Source organism: Mesorhizobium sp. L-8-10 (assembly GCF_016756635.1).
GTDB lineage: Bacteria > Pseudomonadota > Alphaproteobacteria > Rhizobiales > Rhizobiaceae.
The window spans coordinates 5,906,048-5,923,658 of sequence record NZ_AP023263.1 but is presented as its reverse complement, the minus strand read 5'-3'; the positions used below and the strand labels follow the sequence as shown (position 1 = coordinate 5,923,658).

The following is a 17,611-nucleotide window of genomic DNA, read 5'->3' as shown; positions in this document are numbered from 1 at the left end:
GCGGCATAGGCGGCGAAGGCAAAGCGGCGGACAGGACCCTTGCGCCGATCCGCGCAGCGAAGCGGCCACCGCGGAGGTTCCTTTGCCAGTCTGGTGACGGTCGTCAGTGCGGCGCTGCCGCACAAGGTTTCTTCGGCCAGGGGTGCACATTGCGCCCGGCGAGCGTGTCACGAGCGAAGAAAGTCGCGGGGGCATTCTCGGCCGGCCACGCTTCGCCAGCCCGCTGGAGTTCTTCGCCAATCCGGCGATGGAGAAACGATGCGAGCCGCGCTACGTTGTCGGGAGTCCATGCCGATGACCACGCAGGGTTATATTGTTCTGCGCCTGCCGCCATCAGAAGCTGTCTCACAACCTGCGCGCAGTTGTATTTGGCAGTCAGGACGGAACGGAGGTCTTTTCCGGAGGGGCGCTGCATGTTCCACTCGGCGAGATGAGCCTCCGCTTCGCTATAGATACCTTTGTCCCACCAGCCTAGTGCCTTCTCGGCCGACAGCCGGGAACTGACGCCGTCCTCGACGGTGGGAAGCTGGACTCTGTAGACGGGATCCGACCAACCCGCCTTCGAGAAGTGATCCAGTTCATATTGAAGCCCATGCGCGCCTGGCTGCGTGACCCATGAGATATAGACCTTCGACCTCGTGCTGAGAACGGCGAGCGCCGCGTGGCCGCCAACCGAGGTCAAGCCAAACGTGCCCATCAGGTCGGTACCTGCTTGCGTGTAGACGATCAGCATCTGTTCCCTCCGGCTAGCACGCGGATCTCGCGCAGAATTATCCGTCCGGCCCTTCAAGGTCGAAATGGACTGGATTGTCGCCTCGGGAGTCGATCGATCATGCACCCATCAGGCTGACACGGCCGAGAGTAGGAGTATTCGAACGACACGCATCCGCAGGCGTCCCAGTCACTCGAGACGGCATTGCTCTTTCTAAGTGTGCCGGAAAAATCGCGGTTGTAAATGGTGGGCGATGACGGACTCGAACCGCCGACATCTTCGGTGTAAACGAAGCGCTCTACCAACTGAGCTAATCGCCCGCCGCGTCGGCGACGTTTAAGCGGTTCCCGCCGCGATCGCAAGGACAAAACGGGCTCGGTCCGACGTGCCGCTGCGGCAATTCCAGAGGTTCGAAAAAAAGCTTTTGTGACAATGCGAAAAGCGCTCTCGATGCGCTTGACACTCGCGAACGAACCCCGTAATTCACCGCCCAACGACGGGGCGCGGTTGACTTGTGCCGCCGTCAGAAGCGCGGGTGTAGCTCAGTCGGTTAGAGTGCCGGCCTGTCACGCCGGAGGTCGCGGGTTCGAGCCCCGTCACTCGCGCCATTTCTTTCCAAGGGCTTGAGTGCCCCGTCCTCTCCAGAGGCTTCAATTCTTTCGGTAGCGATTTTCGCCTTTTGGCCGTCGCCGACGGTGGGATTTGCCGGCCCATAGGTTTTCTGCCGCGCCTTGGCGGCCGTACCGCCGTTGTTGACCTCGACTGCGCCCGTGTGCATGAGGCGAAGCTGATCGCCAGTGCCAAAACGGCGGTTCCGCCTCCACGCAAGCGTATGTACCACGGACCAGTTCGGCGTTACGGCGCGGCCGTGCGCGCGGGCGGTCGAGATCTTGTCGGCCTCAGGCATGACTGCGGCATCCACCCCGCTGCCTTCATGTAGGATTCACGATCGAATAGCGCTGACTGTGCGACGCTTCGGGCGACAGTACCAAGCAGTTCGTACATCCGGTCAGTCTTGAGCTTCGAACCGGAGGCCGGCGCAGTGCAAGATCCGCGAGGCGATCCCAAGGAGCGCGCGAGGCGCAAGGCCGTCACGAGGTCGAACTGCCGCCAGTACGGGAGCGATCAATGAAACCGAAGCACGCAGTCGATTGCAAGCTTTACCCGCTCTGCCGCTGCCATGTCGGCTGCAGGGCGGACGACGTGGGCGAGCGCACCCCGGGAGAACGTCTCGAAGGCGCCACGCTGCTGGCTTTGGTCGCCGCCGTCTTCCTGTGCGCGGGGGCGCTGCTCGCGGCATCCTATGCGCGAGCGCACGATGCCCTGCCAACCGCGGCACAGCCGCACGGATGGTCATATCCCTTCGCCTGCTGTTCCGGCTACGACTGCCGTGAGGTCGCCGACAAGGCGGTCGGCGAGCAGTCCGAAGGATATGTCATCGTCAGGACGGGCGAGGTGATCCCCTATTCCGACACCCGCATCAGGAACAGCCCCGACGGCGAGTTTCACTGGTGCTCCGTCGCGGGGGCGAATGACGGGCGCACGATCTGCCTGTTTGTTCCTCCGCGCGGTTTCTGAACCGGACATCGCTTCACCCGACCCGATCGACAGTGCGGCCACTGCGAGCCGTCTGACCCAAGGGCGCCGCGCGTCCAATCGGAAGCTCGACGTCGCCCTGTCACGCCCAATCCACGCATCGCGTTTTCGGAAATTCGGGTGCGTTCTTCGAGCCGATGCGCTACTAGCCCGCTGCCGGAACCGAAGGTCTGATGGCGTCCGGCTGGGCGGGCGCCGAGAAAAGCATCTTCACGAAGCTGCGGAAGGCGAGGATCTGCCGCTCGACGCGCCGCTTGTCGCCCAGCGTCCGCGACATGATGATGCCGCCGTCCACGACGCAGGAAAGCATGTCCGCGATGTCGTCCATGTCGACCGCTTCGCGCAGCGGATGGACGGTCGCGATCTGCTCGAGATATGCGCGGAAGCGCGCGTTCCAGGCTCGGACAGACCTGGCGGTCAGGTCATGCACTCCACGGTCGAACAGGCGTTCCTGGTAACAGACGCTGGCGATGATACAGCCGGGATGGCCGTTTTCGATGTCGGACATGGTTTCCGCGAGCAGCTTGAGCCCGATCAGGAACGCCTGAAGCGGATCGTCGGACAATTCGCGCGCACGGCCGAAAATCTCGTCGAAAAGGCGGTCATTGGTTTCCACGTAGCGCTTCACCATCGCACGGGCGAGTTCGTTCTTGTCGTGGAAATGGTAGAAGAACCCGCTCTTGGTGATGCCGGCTTCCGAGATGATCTCTTCAATCGAGGTCGCGCCGAAGCCCTTCGCCAGCACTGACGCCTCTGCGATCGCCAGCAACCGGTCCCGCGTGTCGTCGCCCTTGCCCATGCTGTCTGCTCCGATCGACTGCACCTGCGGTACGGTTTTGCCCGCCCGGCGTTGAACAGAGACGGCCGAAGCAGCCTTTATGCCTATGTAAAGTCGATGTTTTTTGCGATGGACCCATGCCGGACCACAAGTCTTCTAGTCCGAGCGTCCTGCATCGACAATAAATAGGGTCAAGCCCGGCCGTGTCGTGAGGAACCGACCGACAAACACTAACATTGGAGACCAGAATGGCCAAGTATCGCCATGCCCTCCCGCTGGCGGAGCGGGATGCATTCCTGTCGGACGGTGGTCTGGAAACAACGCTGATCTTTCATGAAAGCGTCGAACTTCCGCATTTCGCGTCCTTTACGCTCCTGTCCACGCAAGAAGGGAGGCGGCAACTGGAAGCCTATTATGCCAGGTACCTGGCGATCGCCCGCGAGCGCGGCGTCGGCTTCATCCTCGATACGCCGACCTGGCGCGCCAATGCCGATTGGGGAGCCCTGCTCGACCATGACGCGGCCGCCCTCGACAGGGTCAACAGGCAGGCCGTCACATTTCTCGAGAGCCTGCGCGCACAATGGGAGGGGCCGTCGACGCCATGCCTCATCAACGGCGTCGTGGGTCCGCGCGGCGACGGCTACAAGGCCGGACGGATGGAAGCGGACGAGGCCGAAGACTACCACGCCGTCCAGGTCGGCTCCTTCGTGAACAGCGCCGCGGACATGGTCTCGGCGGTCACCATGAACACGGTCGGCGAAGCCATCGGTATTGCCCGCGCCGCCAGGGCGCAGTCAATGCCCTGTGTCGTCTCCTTCACGGTCGAGACGGACGGCAGGCTGGCCGACGGGACGTCGCTCCAGGAGGCGATCGAGTCCGTGGACCGGCAAACCGACGGCTCGCCGGCCTACTTCATGATCAATTGCGCTCACCCCACGCATTTCGCGCACGCGCTGGAGAATGGCGAGCCGTGGCTGGCGCGTGTCCAGGGCGTCCGCGCCAACGCGTCGAGCAGGAGCCACCAGGAACTCGACGAATCGACGACGCTCGATGAAGGCGATCCGGTCGATCTCGGACGGCGCTATGTCGCGTTGCGACGTTCTCTCCCCGCGCTGCGAGTGCTCGGCGGCTGTTGCGGCACTGATCATCGCCACATCGCGGCCATCTGCGAGGCTGTGCTGCCGGCGCAAGGCGCTTGACAGGTCTTGGCCAGGGAAGGGGAACGGGGAGCACCGCACTGCTCGTTCCCGCATGAGAGCTTTGCGGCAATCGCGTCCCAAGCGAAGACAGCGTCGAAACCGGAGACGGCGCGAAATTCACAGTCCGACGGATTTCCTCCAACGAGGCGGCAACGCCCTCATCAACGGTGGGGCGGTACGTTCGACGGGATTGCGTTCCTTCCGGTGTACTTCACCAGAGTGTTGTCGGTATGAGACTTGGGAGGGATGTAGAGCGCGACGAGCCAGTTCCCGATCATCTCGGGAAAGTCGCAATATAGCCATTCAGTTTCCCGTTTGGATTGCGGCGCGCATGGCTTGGGGCGGAACAGATAATGCGGCGGAATCTCGAACTCCGCCATGACCATAGTGTCGTTGGTGAGAAAGCTCGTGCTGGAATCGGATTCCTCGAGCAGCTTGCGCCAGTTCGTGGCGATGGACAGGAAAGGACTTCTCATCCCGTCTTCCTGCCTGTCACGAAAGCCGGCGCGGTGAATGCTCGCGATCGCGTTCATATTGCCGAATTCCGGCGGCCCAAGCTTTCTGTAGCGCCTGTCCGAAATCCAGTCCTTCTCCAGCTCCGCTTTTGCCGTGCGGTAGCATCTTACCGTGTTCGCGGCGGCGCCCGCCTGGGCGTCGGATCCCTGATCGATCTGTCCGAAGGTCAGATTGCTGCGTGTCATCTGCAGCATTCCCATTTGCGTGCCCTCTCTCTCGACCGTCGAATGCCGAAATCCTTGCGCGGGGATGCCGTAACGTCAAGTTGGTCGCTCGCGCGCCGGTCATGCGCGAAGCTCGAGCCGGCGGCCATCGCGACGATTCGCTCTGGACCTTTGCATGGCGAACGGGCAAACTGGTCCTACCAGATTGCCCGTGCGCAGCAGACGAGCCGGCGATCCGGCGGGAACAACCAGGGAGCAGGATCGTGAACATCGCCCCGGGCGGCGCCGCGAAGGTCGGCGTTCCTTTTGACCACCAGCGCGTCGACCGTCTGATGGACGAGGCCGGCATCGACATCCTGCTGGCGACATCGAAGCACAACGTGCAGTACCTGCTCGGCGGCTACAAATTCATCTTCTTCGTGGCCATGGATGCGATCGGCCACAGCCGCTACCTGCCCGTGGTGGTCTACGAGAAGGGCAGGCCGGACAATGCCGCCTATGTCGGCAACAAGATGGAAGGTGGCGAGCATCAGAACAATCCGTTCTGGACGCCGGTCGTGCAGACCGCGTCCTGGGGAAGCGTCGACGCGGCCGAGCTCGCGGCCGCACATCTGAAGAAGCTGGGTGCGGCCGGCAAGCGGATCGGCATCGAGCCGGCCTTCCTGCCGCTCGACGCCTACCAGGCCATTGTGCGTGAGCTCGGCCAGCCGCAATTCGTCGACGCGACGGGTATGCTGGAGCGCATGCGGGCGATCAAGACCGACGCCGAGCTCGATCAGTTGCGGCTCGCCTCCGAGAAGATCACCGATTCCATGCTGGCCGTGTTCGCCAACCATGGCGAGGGGGCGTCGAAACAGGAGATCGTCGAGGCGCTGCGCCGCGAGGAGACCAATCGCGGCCTGACGTTCGAATACTGCCTGCTGACGATCGGCTCCAGCCACAACCGCGCCGTGTCGCCGCAGCGCTGGCAGAAGGGCGAAGTGCTGTCGCTCGATTCGGGCGGCAATTATCACGGCTATATCGGCGATCTCTGCCGGATGGGCGTGCTCGGCGAGCCGGACCAGGAACTGGTCGATCTCCTGGCCGAGATCGACGCGGTGCAGCAGGCGGCGATGTCGATGGCGCGCGTGGGCACGCTGGGCAGCGACATGATCGCTCATGCGGAAAGCGTGCTGAAAGCGTCGAAGAGCGCGGCCTTCACCGATTTCTTCGCCCATGGAATGGGGCTGATCACCCACGAGGTGCCTTTCCTCATGACTAACCATCCGGTCGCCTATGAGGGCGTCGATGCCGCGCGGCCGCTGGAGGCCAATATGGTGATCTCGGTGGAGACGACCATGCTCCACCCCCGCCGCGGCTTCATCAAGCTCGAAGACACGATCGCCATCCACAAGGACGGCTTCGAACTGATCGGCGACCGTGGCCGCGGCTGGAACCGAGCCGGCACGGCATAGGGTTTCGGGGCAGGGCCATACGGGCTCTCTCCGAACGGCAAGCCGAGCCGGTTCCTTGGCGCGGCCGATCGTGAAGACACGCCATCCATATGGGTGCCGCCATGCATGGGCGGCCGTAAATCAGCGCAAGTGCGGATCAACCGCCGACCCCATGGCTCAGTCCATTGAGTCGGCAATCCGTGGTTCTCCGTTTGCTCTTTGGCAACTGTAGGCAGAACAGCCTGTGACCACCTAAGGCCATAGCTGCGCGTTTCCCGGCGCTTCCGTAAGGGCAGGCAAGACCTTCTGGACCACAGTTTCGCCACTGTTGGGCTTGCGCCGCCGGATGGGCTGCGCTAACGCTCGCCGCAATGCAGCATGGGCGATGAAACGTCACGTTTCCATCGCGTGTGTCGTGCTGTAGTTGTTGTCTGTCCGCAGCCAAACGAAAGTCAGCCAATGAACGGACTGCTGAGTTCCTATCTGCCGATCGTGATCTTCATCGGCGTGGCGCTCGTTGTGGGTCTGGCCCTGATCGCCGCCCCGTTTTTGGTGGCCTACCGCAACCCCGATCCGGAGAAGCTGTCGGCCTATGAGTGCGGCTTCAACGCTTTCGACGACGCGCGCATGAAGTTCGACATCCGCTTCTACCTGGTGTCGATCCTGTTCATCATCTTTGATCTCGAAGTGGCCTTCCTGTTCCCCTGGGCGGTTTCCTTCGGCGAGATCGGCATGCTGGGCTTCTGGTCGATGATGATCTTCCTCGGCGTGCTGACGATCGGTTTCATCTACGAATGGAAGAAAGGGGCGCTGGAATGGGATTGAACGACAGTTCCGGCACGCTCGTCGCGCCGAAGCCGAAGGGCATACTCGATCCCAGGACCGGAAAGCCGGTCGGGTCCGAAGATGCCTTTTTCGGCGGCATCAATGACGAACTGGCCGACAAGGGCTTCCTCGTCACCTCGTCCGAAGCGCTCATCACCTGGGCCCGCACCGGCTCGCTGATGTGGATGACCTTCGGTCTCGCCTGCTGTGCGGTCGAGATGATGCACATCTCGATGCCGCGCTACGATGCCGAACGGTTCGGCATCGCGCCGCGCGCCAGCCCGCGCCAGTCCGACGTCATGATCGTCGCCGGCACGCTGACCAACAAGATGGCTCCGGCGCTGCGCAAGGTCTATGACCAGATGCCGGAGCCGCGCTATGTCATCTCCATGGGCTCCTGCGCCAATGGCGGCGGCTACTATCACTATTCCTATTCGGTGGTGCGCGGCTGCGACCGTGTCGTGCCCGTAGATATCTATGTGCCGGGCTGCCCGCCGACCGCGGAAGCGCTGCTCTACGGCATCCTTCTTCTACAGAAGAAGATCCGCCGCACCGGAACGATCGAGCGGTGATGCGAGATGAGTGAAGCCCTTAACGACCTCGCCGGCTATATCGGCGAAAAGCTCGGCGCTCGTGTCCGGGAATCCCTGGTCGCCTATGGCGAACTGACAATCACGGTCGACGGTGGCGACATCGTCGACGTGATGAGTTTCCTGCGCCGCGACGCGCAGTGCCAGTTCGTATCTTTCATCGACATTTCGGGCGTGGACTATCCCTATCGCGAGAAGCGCTTCGATGTCGTCTACCACCTCCTGTCGCCGCGCCAGAACAACCGCATCCGCGTCAAGGTGATGACGGACGAGGATACGCCGGTGCCTTCCGTCACCAGCGTTTTCCCCGGCGCCGACTGGTTCGAGCGCGAGGCCTACGACCTCTACGGCATCCTTTTCTCCGGGCATCCGGACCTGCGTCGCCTGCTCACCGACTACGGTTTCGAGGGGCATCCGCTCCGCAAGGACTTCCCGCTGACCGGTTTCGTCGAGGTCCGTTACGACGACGAGGCCAAGCGCGTGGTCTACGAGCCTGTCGAGCTCAAGCAGGAATTTCGTAATTTCGATTTCCTGTCGCCGTGGGAAGGCACCGACTACGTGCTGCCCGGGGATGAAAAGGCGAAATAGTGAGCTGCGGGAGCGAGTAGCGAATAGCGAGTAGCGAATAGGGCAAGAAGGAGAGACGTAGACGAAGATCAATTCCTACAGGGACCTGCTGGTTTGGAAGGGCGCCATCGAACTCGCGGTAGCTTGCTATTCCGCGACGAAAGTGTTCCCAAGCAGCGAAGTCTACGGGATGACAGCCCAGATCCGAAGGGCGTCCGTTTCGATCGCGGCAAACATTGCCGAGGGGCACGGACGCGAAAATACCGGATCGTTCATCCAGTTTCTTCGTGTGGCGCAGGGGTCTCTCAAGGAACTGGAAACGCATCTGATCCTATCGGGTCGGGTTGGTTTGATGTCCGACGCGGAAGTATCGCGACTTCTCGGCCAAGCCGACGAGATAGGGAAGATGCTGCGATCCATGGTCAGAAGTTTGCAGAAAAGAACATGATCGAGATCATTCTCTTCCTCCCCTATTCGCTACTGGCTATTCGCTATTCGCTGGCCGCCGAAGGAGGCCCAAATGGCTGAAACCTCCGTCCGCAACTTCAACATCAATTTCGGCCCGCAGCACCCGGCCGCGCATGGCGTGCTGCGCCTCGTGCTCGAGCTGGACGGCGAGGTGGTCGACCGCGTCGATCCGCATATCGGTCTGCTTCACCGCGGCACCGAGAAGCTGATCGAGCAGAAGACCTATCTCCAGGCCGTGCCCTATTTCGATCGGCTCGACTATGTCGCGCCGATGAACCAGGAACATGCCTTTGCGCTCGCCGTCGAGCGGCTGCTGGGCATCGAGGTGCCGAAGCGCGGACAACTCATCCGCGTTCTCTATTCGGAGATCGGCCGCATCCTGTCGCATCTGCTCAACGTCACGACGCAGGCGATGGACGTCGGCGCGCTCACCCCGCCGCTTTGGGGGTTCGAGGAGCGCGAGAAGCTGATGGTGTTCTACGAGCGGGCCTGCGGCGCGCGCATGCACGCGGCCTATTTCCGGCCAGGCGGGGTGCACCAGGACCTGCCGGAAAAGCTCGTCGAGGACATCGGCAAGTGGATCGATCCGTTCCTGCAGACCGTCAAGGACCTCGACGATCTCCTGACGCCTAACCGCATCTTCAAGCAGCGCAACGTCGACATCGGCGTGGTCTCGCTCGACGACGCCTGGGCATGGGGCTTCTCCGGCGTGATGGTGCGCGGCTCGGGCGCGGCGTGGGACCTGCGCAAGTCGCAGCCTTATGAATGCTATCCGGAGATGGACTTCGACATCCCGATCGGAAAGAACGGCGACTGCTACGACCGCTATCTCATCCGCATGGAAGAGATGCGCCAGTCGGCGCGCATCATGCGGCAATGCGTCGATCTCCTGCTCGGCAAGGAGAAGACCGGTCCGGTCTCCAATCTCGATGGCAAGGTGGTACCGCCGAAGCGTGCGGCGATGAAGCGTTCGATGGAATCCCTCATCCATCACTTCAAGCTTTACACCGAAGGCTATCGCGTGGCGGCTGGCGAGGTCTATGCCGCCGTCGAGGCACCCAAGGGCGAGTTCGGCGTCTTCCTCGTCTCCGACGGCTCCAACAAGCCTTATCGCTGCAAGCTGCGCGCCCCGGGCTTCGCGCATCTGCAGGCGATGGATTTCCTCTGCCGCGGCCACATGCTGGCCGACATATCGGCGGTGCTGGGCTCCCTCGACATCGTGTTCGGGGAGGTCGACCGCTAGTGTCCGTCCGTCGTCCAGAGGCCGTCGAAGGCATGCAGGAACCCGTCCGCGCCTGCCACAGGAACTAAGAGACAAGCAAAGCGATCATCATGTCCGTCCGCCGTCTTGCAGAGCCAGCCGTCCAGCCAGCGTCCTTCGCCTTCGACAAGGCTTTTTCGGCGCAGGCCAGGACCTGGATCCAGAAGTACCCCGAGGGCCGTCAGCAGTCGGCCGTGATTCCGCTGCTGATGCTGGCCCAGGAACAGCAGGGCTGGGTGACCAAGGCCGCGATCGAGCACGTCGCCGACATGCTCGCCATGCCCTATATCCGCGTGCTCGAGGTCGCCACGTTCTACACCCAGTTCCAGCTCAAGCCGGTCGGCACGCGCGCCCATGTCCAGGTCTGCGGAACGACGCCCTGCATGCTGCGTGGCTCGGAAGCGCTGATGGATGTCTGCCGCTCGAAGATCCATCACGAGCAGTTCCACACCAATGCCGACGGCACGCTGTCCTGGGAAGAGGTCGAATGCCTCGGGGCCTGCGTGAACGCGCCGATGGTGATGATCTTCAAGGACACCTATGAGGACCTGACGCCGGAGAGGCTGGCCGAGATCATCGACCAGTTCGAGGCCGGCAAGGGCGCGTCGGTGCCCACCGGCCCGCAGACCGACCGCATTTTCTCCGCACCGATCTCCGGCTTGACTTCGCTCGCCGACGAGAAGGCCGTGCTGAAGCCGGCCGCCAAGGGTACGGCCAGGGCGGCCAGGGCCGGTGCGGCGGCTCCGGTCGCGCCATCGAACGCGGCAAAGCCGAAGACCAACGCGCTGGAGACCAATCCCGCCGTCAAATCTCCATCCGCCGTAAAGGTCGCGCCGGCCGCCGAGAAGGCGGCGAGCGTCGCCGCGCCGCGCCATTCGGCTGCGGCTGCGAACAAAGCCTCGGAAGAGGTTGAAAAGGTTGCGAAACAGCGCAAGTCGCCGGCCCCGAAGGCCGAGCCGGCGACCGCCTTCAAGGCGCCTGAAGTGGCAGCCGGCAAGAAGGCGCCGGCAAAGCCGTCGCTCGACGACAAGAACCGGCCGGCCGGTATCGAGAGGCCGACGGCGGTCGACGATCTCAAGCTCATTTCGGGCGTCGGCCCGAAGATCGAAGGCATCCTGCATTCGCTGGGGATCTTCACCTTTGCCCAGGTCGCGTCCTGGAAAAAGGCCGAGCGCGAATGGGTCGACGGTTACCTGAACTTCAAGGGCCGCATCGAACGCGACGACTGGGTGAAGCAGGCCAAGGCGCTCGCCAAGGGCGGCGTCGCCGAATATATCCGCGTCTTCGGCAAGAAGCCGGTCTGAGGGACGAATAATGCTTCAGGACAAGGACCGCATCTTCACCAACATCTACGGCCGGTTCGACCGGTCGCTGGCCGGCGCCATGGCGCGCGGCCACTGGGACGGCACGGCCGGCATCATCGAGAAGGGCCGCGACTGGATCATCAACGAGATGAAGGCGTCGGGCCTGCGCGGCCGCGGCGGCGCCGGCTTCCCGACCGGCCTGAAATGGTCGTTCATGCCCAAGCAGAGTGACGGGCGCCCGGCCTATCTGGTCGTCAATGCCGACGAATCCGAGCCCGGCACCTGCAAGGACCGCGACATCCTGCGCCATGACCCTCATACGCTGGTCGAAGGCTGCCTGCTCGCCGGCTTCGCCATGGGCGCCGTCGCCGCCTACATCTATGTGCGCGGCGAATTCATCCGCGAGCGGGAGGCCCTGCAGCGGGCCATCGACGAGGCCTATGAGGCCCGGCTGATCGGCAAGGGCAACAAGAACGGCTACGATTTCGACATCTACGTCCATCACGGCGCCGGCGCCTATATCTGCGGCGAGGAGACGGCGCTGCTCGAAAGCCTGGAAGGCAAGAAGGGCCAGCCGCGGCTTAAGCCGCCGTTCCCGGCCAATGTCGGCCTTTATGGCTGTCCGACCACCGTCAACAACGTCGAGTCCATCGCTGTCGCGCCGACCATTCTGCGCCGCGGCGCGGCGTGGTTCTCGTCCATCGGCCGGCCCAACAATGTCGGCACCAAGCTGTTCATGCTGGTTGGCCACGTCAACACGCCGTGCACGGTCGAGGAGGCGATGGGCATCACCTTCCGCGAACTGGTCGAGAAGCATGGCGGCGGCATCCGCGGTGGGTGGGACAATCTGCTCGCGGTCATCCCCGGCGGGGCTTCCTGCCCGGTGGTCAAGGCCGAGGACATCATCGACTGCCCGATGGATTTCGACGGCCTGCGCGAAAGGAAGTCTTCCTTCGGCACCGCGGCCGTGATCGTCATGGACAAGTCCACCGACATCGTGAAGGCGATCGCGCGGCTCTCCTACTTCTTCAAGCACGAGAGCTGCGGCCAGTGCACGCCGTGCCGCGAGGGCACCGGCTGGATGTGGCGCGTCATGGAAAGGCTGGTGCGCGGCGAGGCCCACAAGCGCGAGATCGACATGCTGCTCGACGTGACCAAACAGGTCGAGGGCCACACGATCTGCGCGCTCGGCGACGCAGCCGCCTGGCCGATCCAGGGGCTGATCCGCAACTTCCGCCCCGAGATCGAGCGGCGCATCGATGAGTTCTCGCGCAACGCCCATCGCAGCGAGCCCGTGCTGGTGGCGGCCGAATAAGAGCACAACAAGCAGGAAGAGTATCAGGAAACGGTAAGGGCAGGGACCAACGGAAATCGGCTCAGGAGACGACGATGTCGATGTTTTCCATACTCGAGCATTTGATGCCAGACGTGAAGCAGTTTGAAGAGATGAACCGCGAGATCAACGCCTTGCTGCCGAAGGAACTGGCCAGCGCCGTCAACCTGATGGTGCATCCGGCCGGCGGTTTCGCCGCGGCCTCCGCGCTCGGCATCGGCTTCGCCGGTCATGCCTTCGGAATGTGGATGGGCGCGGTCGCCGGCATGGCGGAAGCTTCGCAACGGCTGCTCGCATCAGGCTCGGACGATTTCGGATCCGAGCCCTCCCGCCGGACCCCGTCTACGCGCGCACGCGCTGCCGCCGAAACGCTGATCGCCCATGCGCAGGAGGCGGTGAGCGTGGACGTTCCGGAGGAGGCGAAGCCGGTCACCGACGAGGCGGGCGTGAAAAAGGCAGTGACGCCGGTTGCCGCCGAGACTGTGGCCGCATTGCTGCCCGAGGATTTCCGGCGGCCGGCTGCGATCGACAGGCCAGATGCGCCTGACGACCTCAAGAAGATATCAGGCATCGGCCCCAAGCTGGAGAGCGTGCTCAACGGGCTGGGTGTCTGGACCTATGCGCAGATCGCGGACTGGAGCGCGCCCGAGATCGCCTGGGTCGACGACTATCTCGCATTCAAGGGGCGCATCGGACGCGATGACTGGATCGGCCAGGCGGCGAAACTGGCCGCGGGCGAAACGAAGCACTGAAGAGACTGGACAGCCGGGCCGAGCGTCGTCGCCCGGCCCGGAATTTGCGGACCACCGCAGGGGTTTGAAACGATATGGCGAAGCTGAAGGTCGACGGCAGGGACATCGAAGTTCCCGACCACTACACGCTGCTGCAGGCGGCGGAAGAGGCCGGCGCGGAAGTGCCGCGCTTCTGCTTCCACGAACGGCTGTCGATCGCCGGCAACTGCCGCATGTGCCTGGTCGAGGTGAAGGGCGGGCCGCCCAAGCCGCAGGCGAGCTGCGCCATGGGCGTCAAGGACCTGCGCCCCGGCCCGAACGGCGAGGCACCGGAAATCTTCACCAACACGCCGATGGTGAAGAAGGCCCGCGAGGGCGTCATGGAGTTCCTGCTGATCAACCATCCGCTGGACTGCCCGATCTGCGACCAGGGCGGCGAATGCGATCTGCAGGACCAGGCGATGGCTTTCGGCGTGGACGCTTCGCGCTACCACGAAAACAAGCGCGCCGTTGAGGACAAATATATCGGGCCGCTCGTCAAGACGATCATGACGCGCTGCATCCACTGCACGCGCTGCGTCCGCTTCACGACCGAGGTCGCCGGCATCTCCGAACTCGGCCTGATCGGCCGCGGCGAGGACGCCGAGATCACGACCTATCTCGAGCAGGCGATGACGTCGGAACTGCAGGGCAATGTCATCGATCTCTGCCCGGTCGGCGCGCTGACTTCCAAGCCCTACGCCTTCCAGGCCCGACCCTGGGAACTGACCAAGACCGAGACGATCGACGTGATGGATGCCGTCGGTTCGGCGATCCGCGTCGATACGCGCGGCCGCGAGGTGATGCGCATCATGCCGCGCGTCAACGAGGCGGTGAACGAGGAGTGGATCTCCGACAAGACCCGCTTCATCTGGGACGGCCTGCGCACGCAGCGCCTCGACCGTCCCTATGTGCGCAAGGGCGGAAAACTCTCGCCGGCAAGCTGGTCCGAGGCCTTCGCCGCGATCAAGGAAGCCGTGGCGCGCACGACGCCGGACAGGATCGGCGCGATCGCGGGCGATCTCGCCGCCGTCGAGGAGATCTATGCGCTCAAGCAACTGATGACGTCGCTCGGCTCCGGCAACATCGACTGCCGCCAGGACGGCGCCGCGCTCGACCCCACGCTCGGCCGCGCGAGCTATGTGTTCAACCCGACCATCGACGGCATCGAGCAGGCCGACGCCGTCCTCATTATCGGCTCCAATCCGCGCTTCGAGGCATCGGTGCTCAACGCCCGCATCCGCAAGCGGTGGCGGATCGGCAATCTGCCCATCGGCGTCATCGGCGAAATCGGCGACACGCGATACGCCTATGACCTGCTGGGCGCCGGAGCGGATACGCTGAAGGGGCTCGTCGAGGGCAAGGGCGCCTTCTTCGACGTGCTGAAGAAGGCCGAGCGTCCGCTGATCGTCGTCGGGCAAGGGGCCCTGGCGCGTGCCGACGGCAGCGCCGTGCTCGGCCTCGCTGCGAAACTCGCGCAGGCGGTCGGCGCGGTGACCGAAGGCTGGAACGGTTTCGCCGTGCTCCACACGGCGGCCGCCCGTGTCGGTGCGCTCGATCTCGGCTTCGTGCCGGGCGAGGGCGGCAAGGATGTCGCCGGCATGATGGACGATGCGCTGGGCGTGCTGTTCCTGCTCGGCGCCGACGAACTCGACATGGGCAGGATCGGCAAGGCCTTCACTGTCTATATCGGCACCCATGGCGATGCCGGCGCCCATCGCGCCGATGTCATTCTGCCGGGCTCGGCCTACACCGAGAAGTCCGGCACCTATGTCAACACCGAGGGGCGCGTGCAGGCAACCAACCGTGCCGGCTTCGCGCCGGGCGACGCGCGCGAGGACTGGGCGATCCTGAGGGCGCTGTCCGACGTGCTCGGCAAGCGGCTGCCCTTCGATTCGCTGTCGCAGCTGCGGGCCAGGCTCTATGTCGACCATCCGCATTTCCGCGCGATCGACCAGATCGCCCCCGCCGACGCGGAAGCGGTGGCCAAGGCCGCGGCGCTCGGCGGCAAGCTCGGGAAGGCGCCGTTCGTTTCCGCGGTCGGGGACTTCTATCTCACCAATCCGATCGCGCGTGCGTCGGCGGTCATGGCGGAGTGCTCCGCACTCGCCAAAGACGGCTTCAATCAGGCCGCCGAATAGGGACGATCATGGACAGCTTCTTTTCTTTCTACGTCCTTCCGGCGCTGATCATCCTGCTGAAGTCGGTGGTTCTGATCGTCGTCCTTCTGATCTTCGTCGCCTACATCCTCTACGCCGACCGCAAGATCTGGGCGGCCGTGCAGTTGCGCCGCGGTCCGAACGTCGTCGGCCCGTGGGGGCTGCTGCAGGCTTTCGCGGATCTGCTGAAATTTGTCTTCAAGGAGCCGGTCATCCCGTCCGGCGCCAACAAGGGCGTGTTCCTGCTCGCGCCGCTCGTTTCGGCCGTGCTCGCCATCTCGGCCTGGGCGGTGATCCCGGTCAGCGACGGCTGGGCGGTCGCCAACATCAATGTCGGTATCCTCTATGTCTTCGCCATCTCCTCGCTCGAGGTCTATGGCGTGATCATGGGCGGCTGGGCGTCGAACTCCAAATATCCGTTCCTCGGCGCCCTGCGTTCTGCGGCCCAGATGGTGTCCTATGAGGTCTCCATCGGCTTCGTCATCATCACCGTGCTGCTCTGCGTCGGCTCGCTCAATCTCTCCGACATCGTGCTGTCGCAACAGGACGGGCTCGGCACCAGGCTCGGGCTGCCGAACACCTTGCTCGACTGGCACTGGCTCGGCCTGTTCCCGATGTTCGTCATCTTCTTCATCTCGGCTCTGGCCGAGACGAATCGCCCGCCCTTCGACCTGGTCGAGGCGGAATCGGAACTCGTTGCCGGCCATATGATCGAATATTCGTCGACGCCGTTCCTGTTGTTCTTCCTCGGCGAATATGTCGCGATCGTGCTGATGTGCGCGCTGACCACGATCCTGTTCCTCGGGGGGTGGCTGCCGCCTTTCGATTTCGCGCCGTTCACCTGGGTGCCGGGCGTGATCTGGTTCGTGCTGAAGGTCTGCCTGGTGTTCTTCATGTTCGCCATGGTGAAGGCTTTCGTTCCGCGCTACCGCTACGACCAGCTGATGCGGCTCGGCTGGAAGGTGTTCCTGCCGATTTCGCTGGCCATGGTCGTCGTCACGGCGGCCTTCCTCAAGCTGACGGGAATGGCGTGATGTCGACGGCCGTCATCGGGGCGATCGTGGGGCTTGTCGTGGCGGCGATCGATTTCGCGCTGCTGCGGCTGCTTGCCTCACGCGTCGAACTGCCCGAGACGAAACGGGTTCTGAATGTTACGGGCCTCAGCCAATTCGTGCTGTTGCCGATCGTGGGCTACCTCGTGGCCCCGCTGATAAGCGGAGAATAATCATGTCAGCGCTTGCGCACGCCGCCAAATCGCTGCTCCTGAAGGATTTCGTCGGTGCCTTCTTCCTGTCGATGCGGCAGTTCTTCGCCCCGAAGGCGACGCTGAACTATCCGCATGAGAAAGGCCCGGTCAGCCCGCGCTTCCGCGGCGAGCATGCCCTGCGCCGCTATCCCAACGGGGAAGAGCGCTGCATCGCGTGCAAGCTCTGCGAGGCGATCTGCCCGGCCCAGGCGATCACCATCGAGGCCGGACCGCGCCGCAACGACGGCACACGCCGGACGGTGCGTTACGACATCGACATGGTGAAGTGCATCTATTGCGGCTTCTGTCAGGAGGCCTGCCCGGTCGACGCCATCGTCGAGGGGCCGAATTTCGAGTTCGCGACGGAGACGCGCGAGGAACTCTACTACGACAAGGACAAGCTGCTGGCGAACGGCGACCGGTGGGAGCGCGAGATCGCGCGCAACATCGCGATGGATGCGCCGTATCGCTGAAGGCGGCAGGATCGGCCGGCGGCGAGGCCGGCCTGAGGGATGCTCCCGGAAGGCTGCGGACTTTTCCGGAAGGGGGTCGTCCTCGAAGTTTTTGAATTGCGCATGTTTCTTCCGTCCGGCTCTTTGAACCCGACCGGGACATGCGCTAGGAACACGCGGCCCTGGCGACCGGAGGCGGTTGCGGAGCCGGCAAGATCGGGCAGGGCGCGGCTTGCGT

At 63.7% G+C, this 17,611-nt stretch carries 18 protein-coding genes and 2 tRNA genes; 16 read left to right on the top strand and 4 right to left on the bottom strand.

Features of this window, described 5'->3' with window-relative positions; all coding sequences use genetic code 11:
• Positions 1-103: 103 nt before the first annotated feature.
• Positions 104-733 (bottom strand): hypothetical protein, encoded by a 630-nt coding sequence (locus JN280_RS27715; RefSeq protein WP_202307094.1) that lies wholly within the window; start codon positions 731-733, stop codon positions 104-106.
• A gap of 223 nt (positions 734-956) precedes the next feature.
• Positions 957-1,032, bottom strand: a tRNA-Val gene (locus tag JN280_RS27710).
• A gap of 211 nt (positions 1,033-1,243) precedes the next feature.
• Between JN280_RS27710 and JN280_RS27705 the strand changes: the two genes are divergently transcribed.
• A tRNA-Asp gene (locus JN280_RS27705) sits at positions 1,244-1,320 on the top strand.
• A 520-nt stretch (positions 1,321-1,840) separates the two neighbouring features.
• On the top strand, positions 1,841-2,290 hold the full coding sequence (locus JN280_RS40370; protein ID WP_446720679.1) for a hypothetical protein: 450 nt from the start codon (positions 1,841-1,843) through the stop codon (positions 2,288-2,290).
• Between the two features lie 163 nt (positions 2,291-2,453).
• Here the strand turns inward: JN280_RS40370 and JN280_RS27695 are convergent, their stop codons facing one another.
• Positions 2,454-3,107, bottom strand: a complete 654-nt coding sequence (locus tag JN280_RS27695; RefSeq protein ID WP_202307092.1) for a TetR/AcrR family transcriptional regulator — start codon at positions 3,105-3,107, stop codon at positions 2,454-2,456.
• 227 nt (positions 3,108-3,334) lie between these two features.
• On the opposite strand from JN280_RS27695, the gene JN280_RS27690 reads away from it, so the two are divergent.
• Positions 3,335-4,285: a homocysteine S-methyltransferase family protein gene (locus JN280_RS27690; protein ID WP_202307090.1), complete on the top strand. Its 951-nt coding sequence runs from the start codon at positions 3,335-3,337 to the stop codon at positions 4,283-4,285.
• Between the two features lie 161 nt (positions 4,286-4,446).
• On the opposite strand, the gene JN280_RS27685 is transcribed toward JN280_RS27690, so the two are convergent.
• Positions 4,447-4,986 carry a hypothetical protein gene (locus tag JN280_RS27685; RefSeq protein WP_202307088.1) on the bottom strand — a complete coding sequence of 180 codons (540 nt, stop codon included), beginning with the start codon at positions 4,984-4,986 and terminating at the stop codon, positions 4,447-4,449.
• A gap of 242 nt (positions 4,987-5,228) precedes the next feature.
• Here JN280_RS27685 and JN280_RS27680 point away from each other — a divergent pair, with 242 nt between their 5' ends.
• The 13 genes from JN280_RS27680 to nuoI all read left to right on the top strand — a co-directional run bounded on the left by JN280_RS27680 (position 5,229) and on the right by nuoI (position 17,394).
• Entirely contained in the window at positions 5,229-6,419 is a 1,191-nt protein-coding gene (locus JN280_RS27680; RefSeq protein ID WP_202307086.1) for a M24 family metallopeptidase, read from the top strand.
• 438 nt (positions 6,420-6,857) lie between these two features.
• Entirely contained in the window at positions 6,858-7,223 is a 366-nt protein-coding gene (locus JN280_RS27675) for an NADH-quinone oxidoreductase subunit A (RefSeq protein WP_202307085.1), read from the top strand.
• On the top strand, positions 7,214-7,795 hold the full coding sequence (locus JN280_RS27670) for a NuoB/complex I 20 kDa subunit family protein (protein ID WP_202307084.1): 582 nt from the start codon (positions 7,214-7,216) through the stop codon (positions 7,793-7,795). Before JN280_RS27675 ends, JN280_RS27670 begins: the two co-directional genes overlap by 10 nt.
• Positions 7,796-7,801: 6 nt before the next feature.
• Positions 7,802-8,401: an NADH-quinone oxidoreductase subunit C gene (locus JN280_RS27665; protein ID WP_202307083.1), complete on the top strand. Its 600-nt coding sequence runs from the start codon at positions 7,802-7,804 to the stop codon at positions 8,399-8,401.
• A 67-nt stretch (positions 8,402-8,468) separates the two neighbouring features.
• Entirely contained in the window at positions 8,469-8,828 is a 360-nt protein-coding gene (locus tag JN280_RS27660; RefSeq protein ID WP_202315074.1) for a four helix bundle protein, read from the top strand.
• A gap of 72 nt (positions 8,829-8,900) precedes the next feature.
• Positions 8,901-10,091 (top strand): NADH-quinone oxidoreductase subunit D, encoded by a 1,191-nt coding sequence (locus tag JN280_RS27655; protein ID WP_202307082.1) that lies wholly within the window; start codon positions 8,901-8,903, stop codon positions 10,089-10,091.
• A gap of 89 nt (positions 10,092-10,180) precedes the next feature.
• Positions 10,181-11,413, top strand: a complete 1,233-nt coding sequence (locus tag JN280_RS27650; protein WP_202307081.1) for an NADH-quinone oxidoreductase subunit E — start codon at positions 10,181-10,183, stop codon at positions 11,411-11,413.
• Between the two features lie 10 nt (positions 11,414-11,423).
• The gene (nuoF, locus tag JN280_RS27645; RefSeq protein WP_202307080.1) at positions 11,424-12,728 is read left to right on the top strand and encodes an NADH-quinone oxidoreductase subunit NuoF; all 1,305 of its coding nucleotides are present in this window, start codon (positions 11,424-11,426) and stop codon (positions 12,726-12,728) included.
• Between the two features lie 74 nt (positions 12,729-12,802).
• Complete coding sequence (locus tag JN280_RS27640) at positions 12,803-13,498, top strand: NADH-ubiquinone dehydrogenase (RefSeq protein WP_202307079.1); 696 nt, start codon at positions 12,803-12,805, stop codon at positions 13,496-13,498.
• A gap of 74 nt (positions 13,499-13,572) precedes the next feature.
• Positions 13,573-15,657 carry an NADH-quinone oxidoreductase subunit NuoG gene (nuoG, locus tag JN280_RS27635; protein ID WP_202307078.1) on the top strand — a complete coding sequence of 695 codons (2,085 nt, stop codon included), beginning with the start codon at positions 13,573-13,575 and terminating at the stop codon, positions 15,655-15,657.
• A gap of 8 nt (positions 15,658-15,665) precedes the next feature.
• On the top strand, positions 15,666-16,709 hold the full coding sequence (gene nuoH / locus JN280_RS27630) for an NADH-quinone oxidoreductase subunit NuoH (RefSeq protein WP_202307077.1): 1,044 nt from the start codon (positions 15,666-15,668) through the stop codon (positions 16,707-16,709).
• Positions 16,709-16,900, top strand: coding sequence for a hypothetical protein (locus tag JN280_RS27625; protein WP_202307076.1), 192 nt, complete (start codon positions 16,709-16,711; stop codon positions 16,898-16,900). Before nuoH ends, JN280_RS27625 begins: the two co-directional genes overlap by 1 nt.
• 2 nt (positions 16,901-16,902) lie before the next feature.
• Complete coding sequence (gene nuoI, locus JN280_RS27620) at positions 16,903-17,394, top strand: NADH-quinone oxidoreductase subunit NuoI (RefSeq protein ID WP_202307075.1); 492 nt, start codon at positions 16,903-16,905, stop codon at positions 17,392-17,394.
• Positions 17,395-17,611 lie beyond the last annotated feature (217 nt).

What these genes read in the sequence shown, in the direction of transcription:
- JN280_RS27685 (WP_202307088.1), bottom strand. Translation starts at nt 4,986, where the DNA reads ATGACACGCAGCAATCTGACCTTCGGACAGATCGATCAGGGATCCGAC.
- JN280_RS27695 (WP_202307092.1), bottom strand. Translation starts at nt 3,107, where the DNA reads ATGGGCAAGGGCGACGACACGCGGGACCGGTTGCTGGCGATCGCAGAG.
- nuoF (WP_202307080.1), top strand. Translation starts at nt 11,424, where the DNA reads ATGCTTCAGGACAAGGACCGCATCTTCACCAACATCTACGGCCGGTTC.
- nuoH (WP_202307077.1), top strand. Translation starts at nt 15,666, where the DNA reads ATGGACAGCTTCTTTTCTTTCTACGTCCTTCCGGCGCTGATCATCCTG.
- nuoI (WP_202307075.1), top strand. Translation starts at nt 16,903, where the DNA reads ATGTCAGCGCTTGCGCACGCCGCCAAATCGCTGCTCCTGAAGGATTTC.
- nuoG (WP_202307078.1), top strand. Translation starts at nt 13,573, where the DNA reads ATGGCGAAGCTGAAGGTCGACGGCAGGGACATCGAAGTTCCCGACCAC.
- JN280_RS27625 (WP_202307076.1), top strand. Translation starts at nt 16,709, where the DNA reads ATGTCGACGGCCGTCATCGGGGCGATCGTGGGGCTTGTCGTGGCGGCG.
- JN280_RS27675 (WP_202307085.1), top strand. Translation starts at nt 6,858, where the DNA reads ATGAACGGACTGCTGAGTTCCTATCTGCCGATCGTGATCTTCATCGGC.
- JN280_RS27665 (WP_202307083.1), top strand. Translation starts at nt 7,802, where the DNA reads ATGAGTGAAGCCCTTAACGACCTCGCCGGCTATATCGGCGAAAAGCTC.
- JN280_RS27650 (WP_202307081.1), top strand. Translation starts at nt 10,181, where the DNA reads ATGTCCGTCCGCCGTCTTGCAGAGCCAGCCGTCCAGCCAGCGTCCTTC.
- JN280_RS27690 (WP_202307090.1), top strand. Translation starts at nt 3,335, where the DNA reads ATGGCCAAGTATCGCCATGCCCTCCCGCTGGCGGAGCGGGATGCATTC.
- JN280_RS27655 (WP_202307082.1), top strand. Translation starts at nt 8,901, where the DNA reads ATGGCTGAAACCTCCGTCCGCAACTTCAACATCAATTTCGGCCCGCAG.
- JN280_RS27670 (WP_202307084.1), top strand. Translation starts at nt 7,214, where the DNA reads ATGGGATTGAACGACAGTTCCGGCACGCTCGTCGCGCCGAAGCCGAAG.
- JN280_RS40370 (WP_446720679.1), top strand. Translation starts at nt 1,841, where the DNA reads ATGAAACCGAAGCACGCAGTCGATTGCAAGCTTTACCCGCTCTGCCGC.
- JN280_RS27640 (WP_202307079.1), top strand. Translation starts at nt 12,803, where the DNA reads ATGTCGATGTTTTCCATACTCGAGCATTTGATGCCAGACGTGAAGCAG.
- JN280_RS27715 (WP_202307094.1), bottom strand. Translation starts at nt 733, where the DNA reads ATGCTGATCGTCTACACGCAAGCAGGTACCGACCTGATGGGCACGTTT.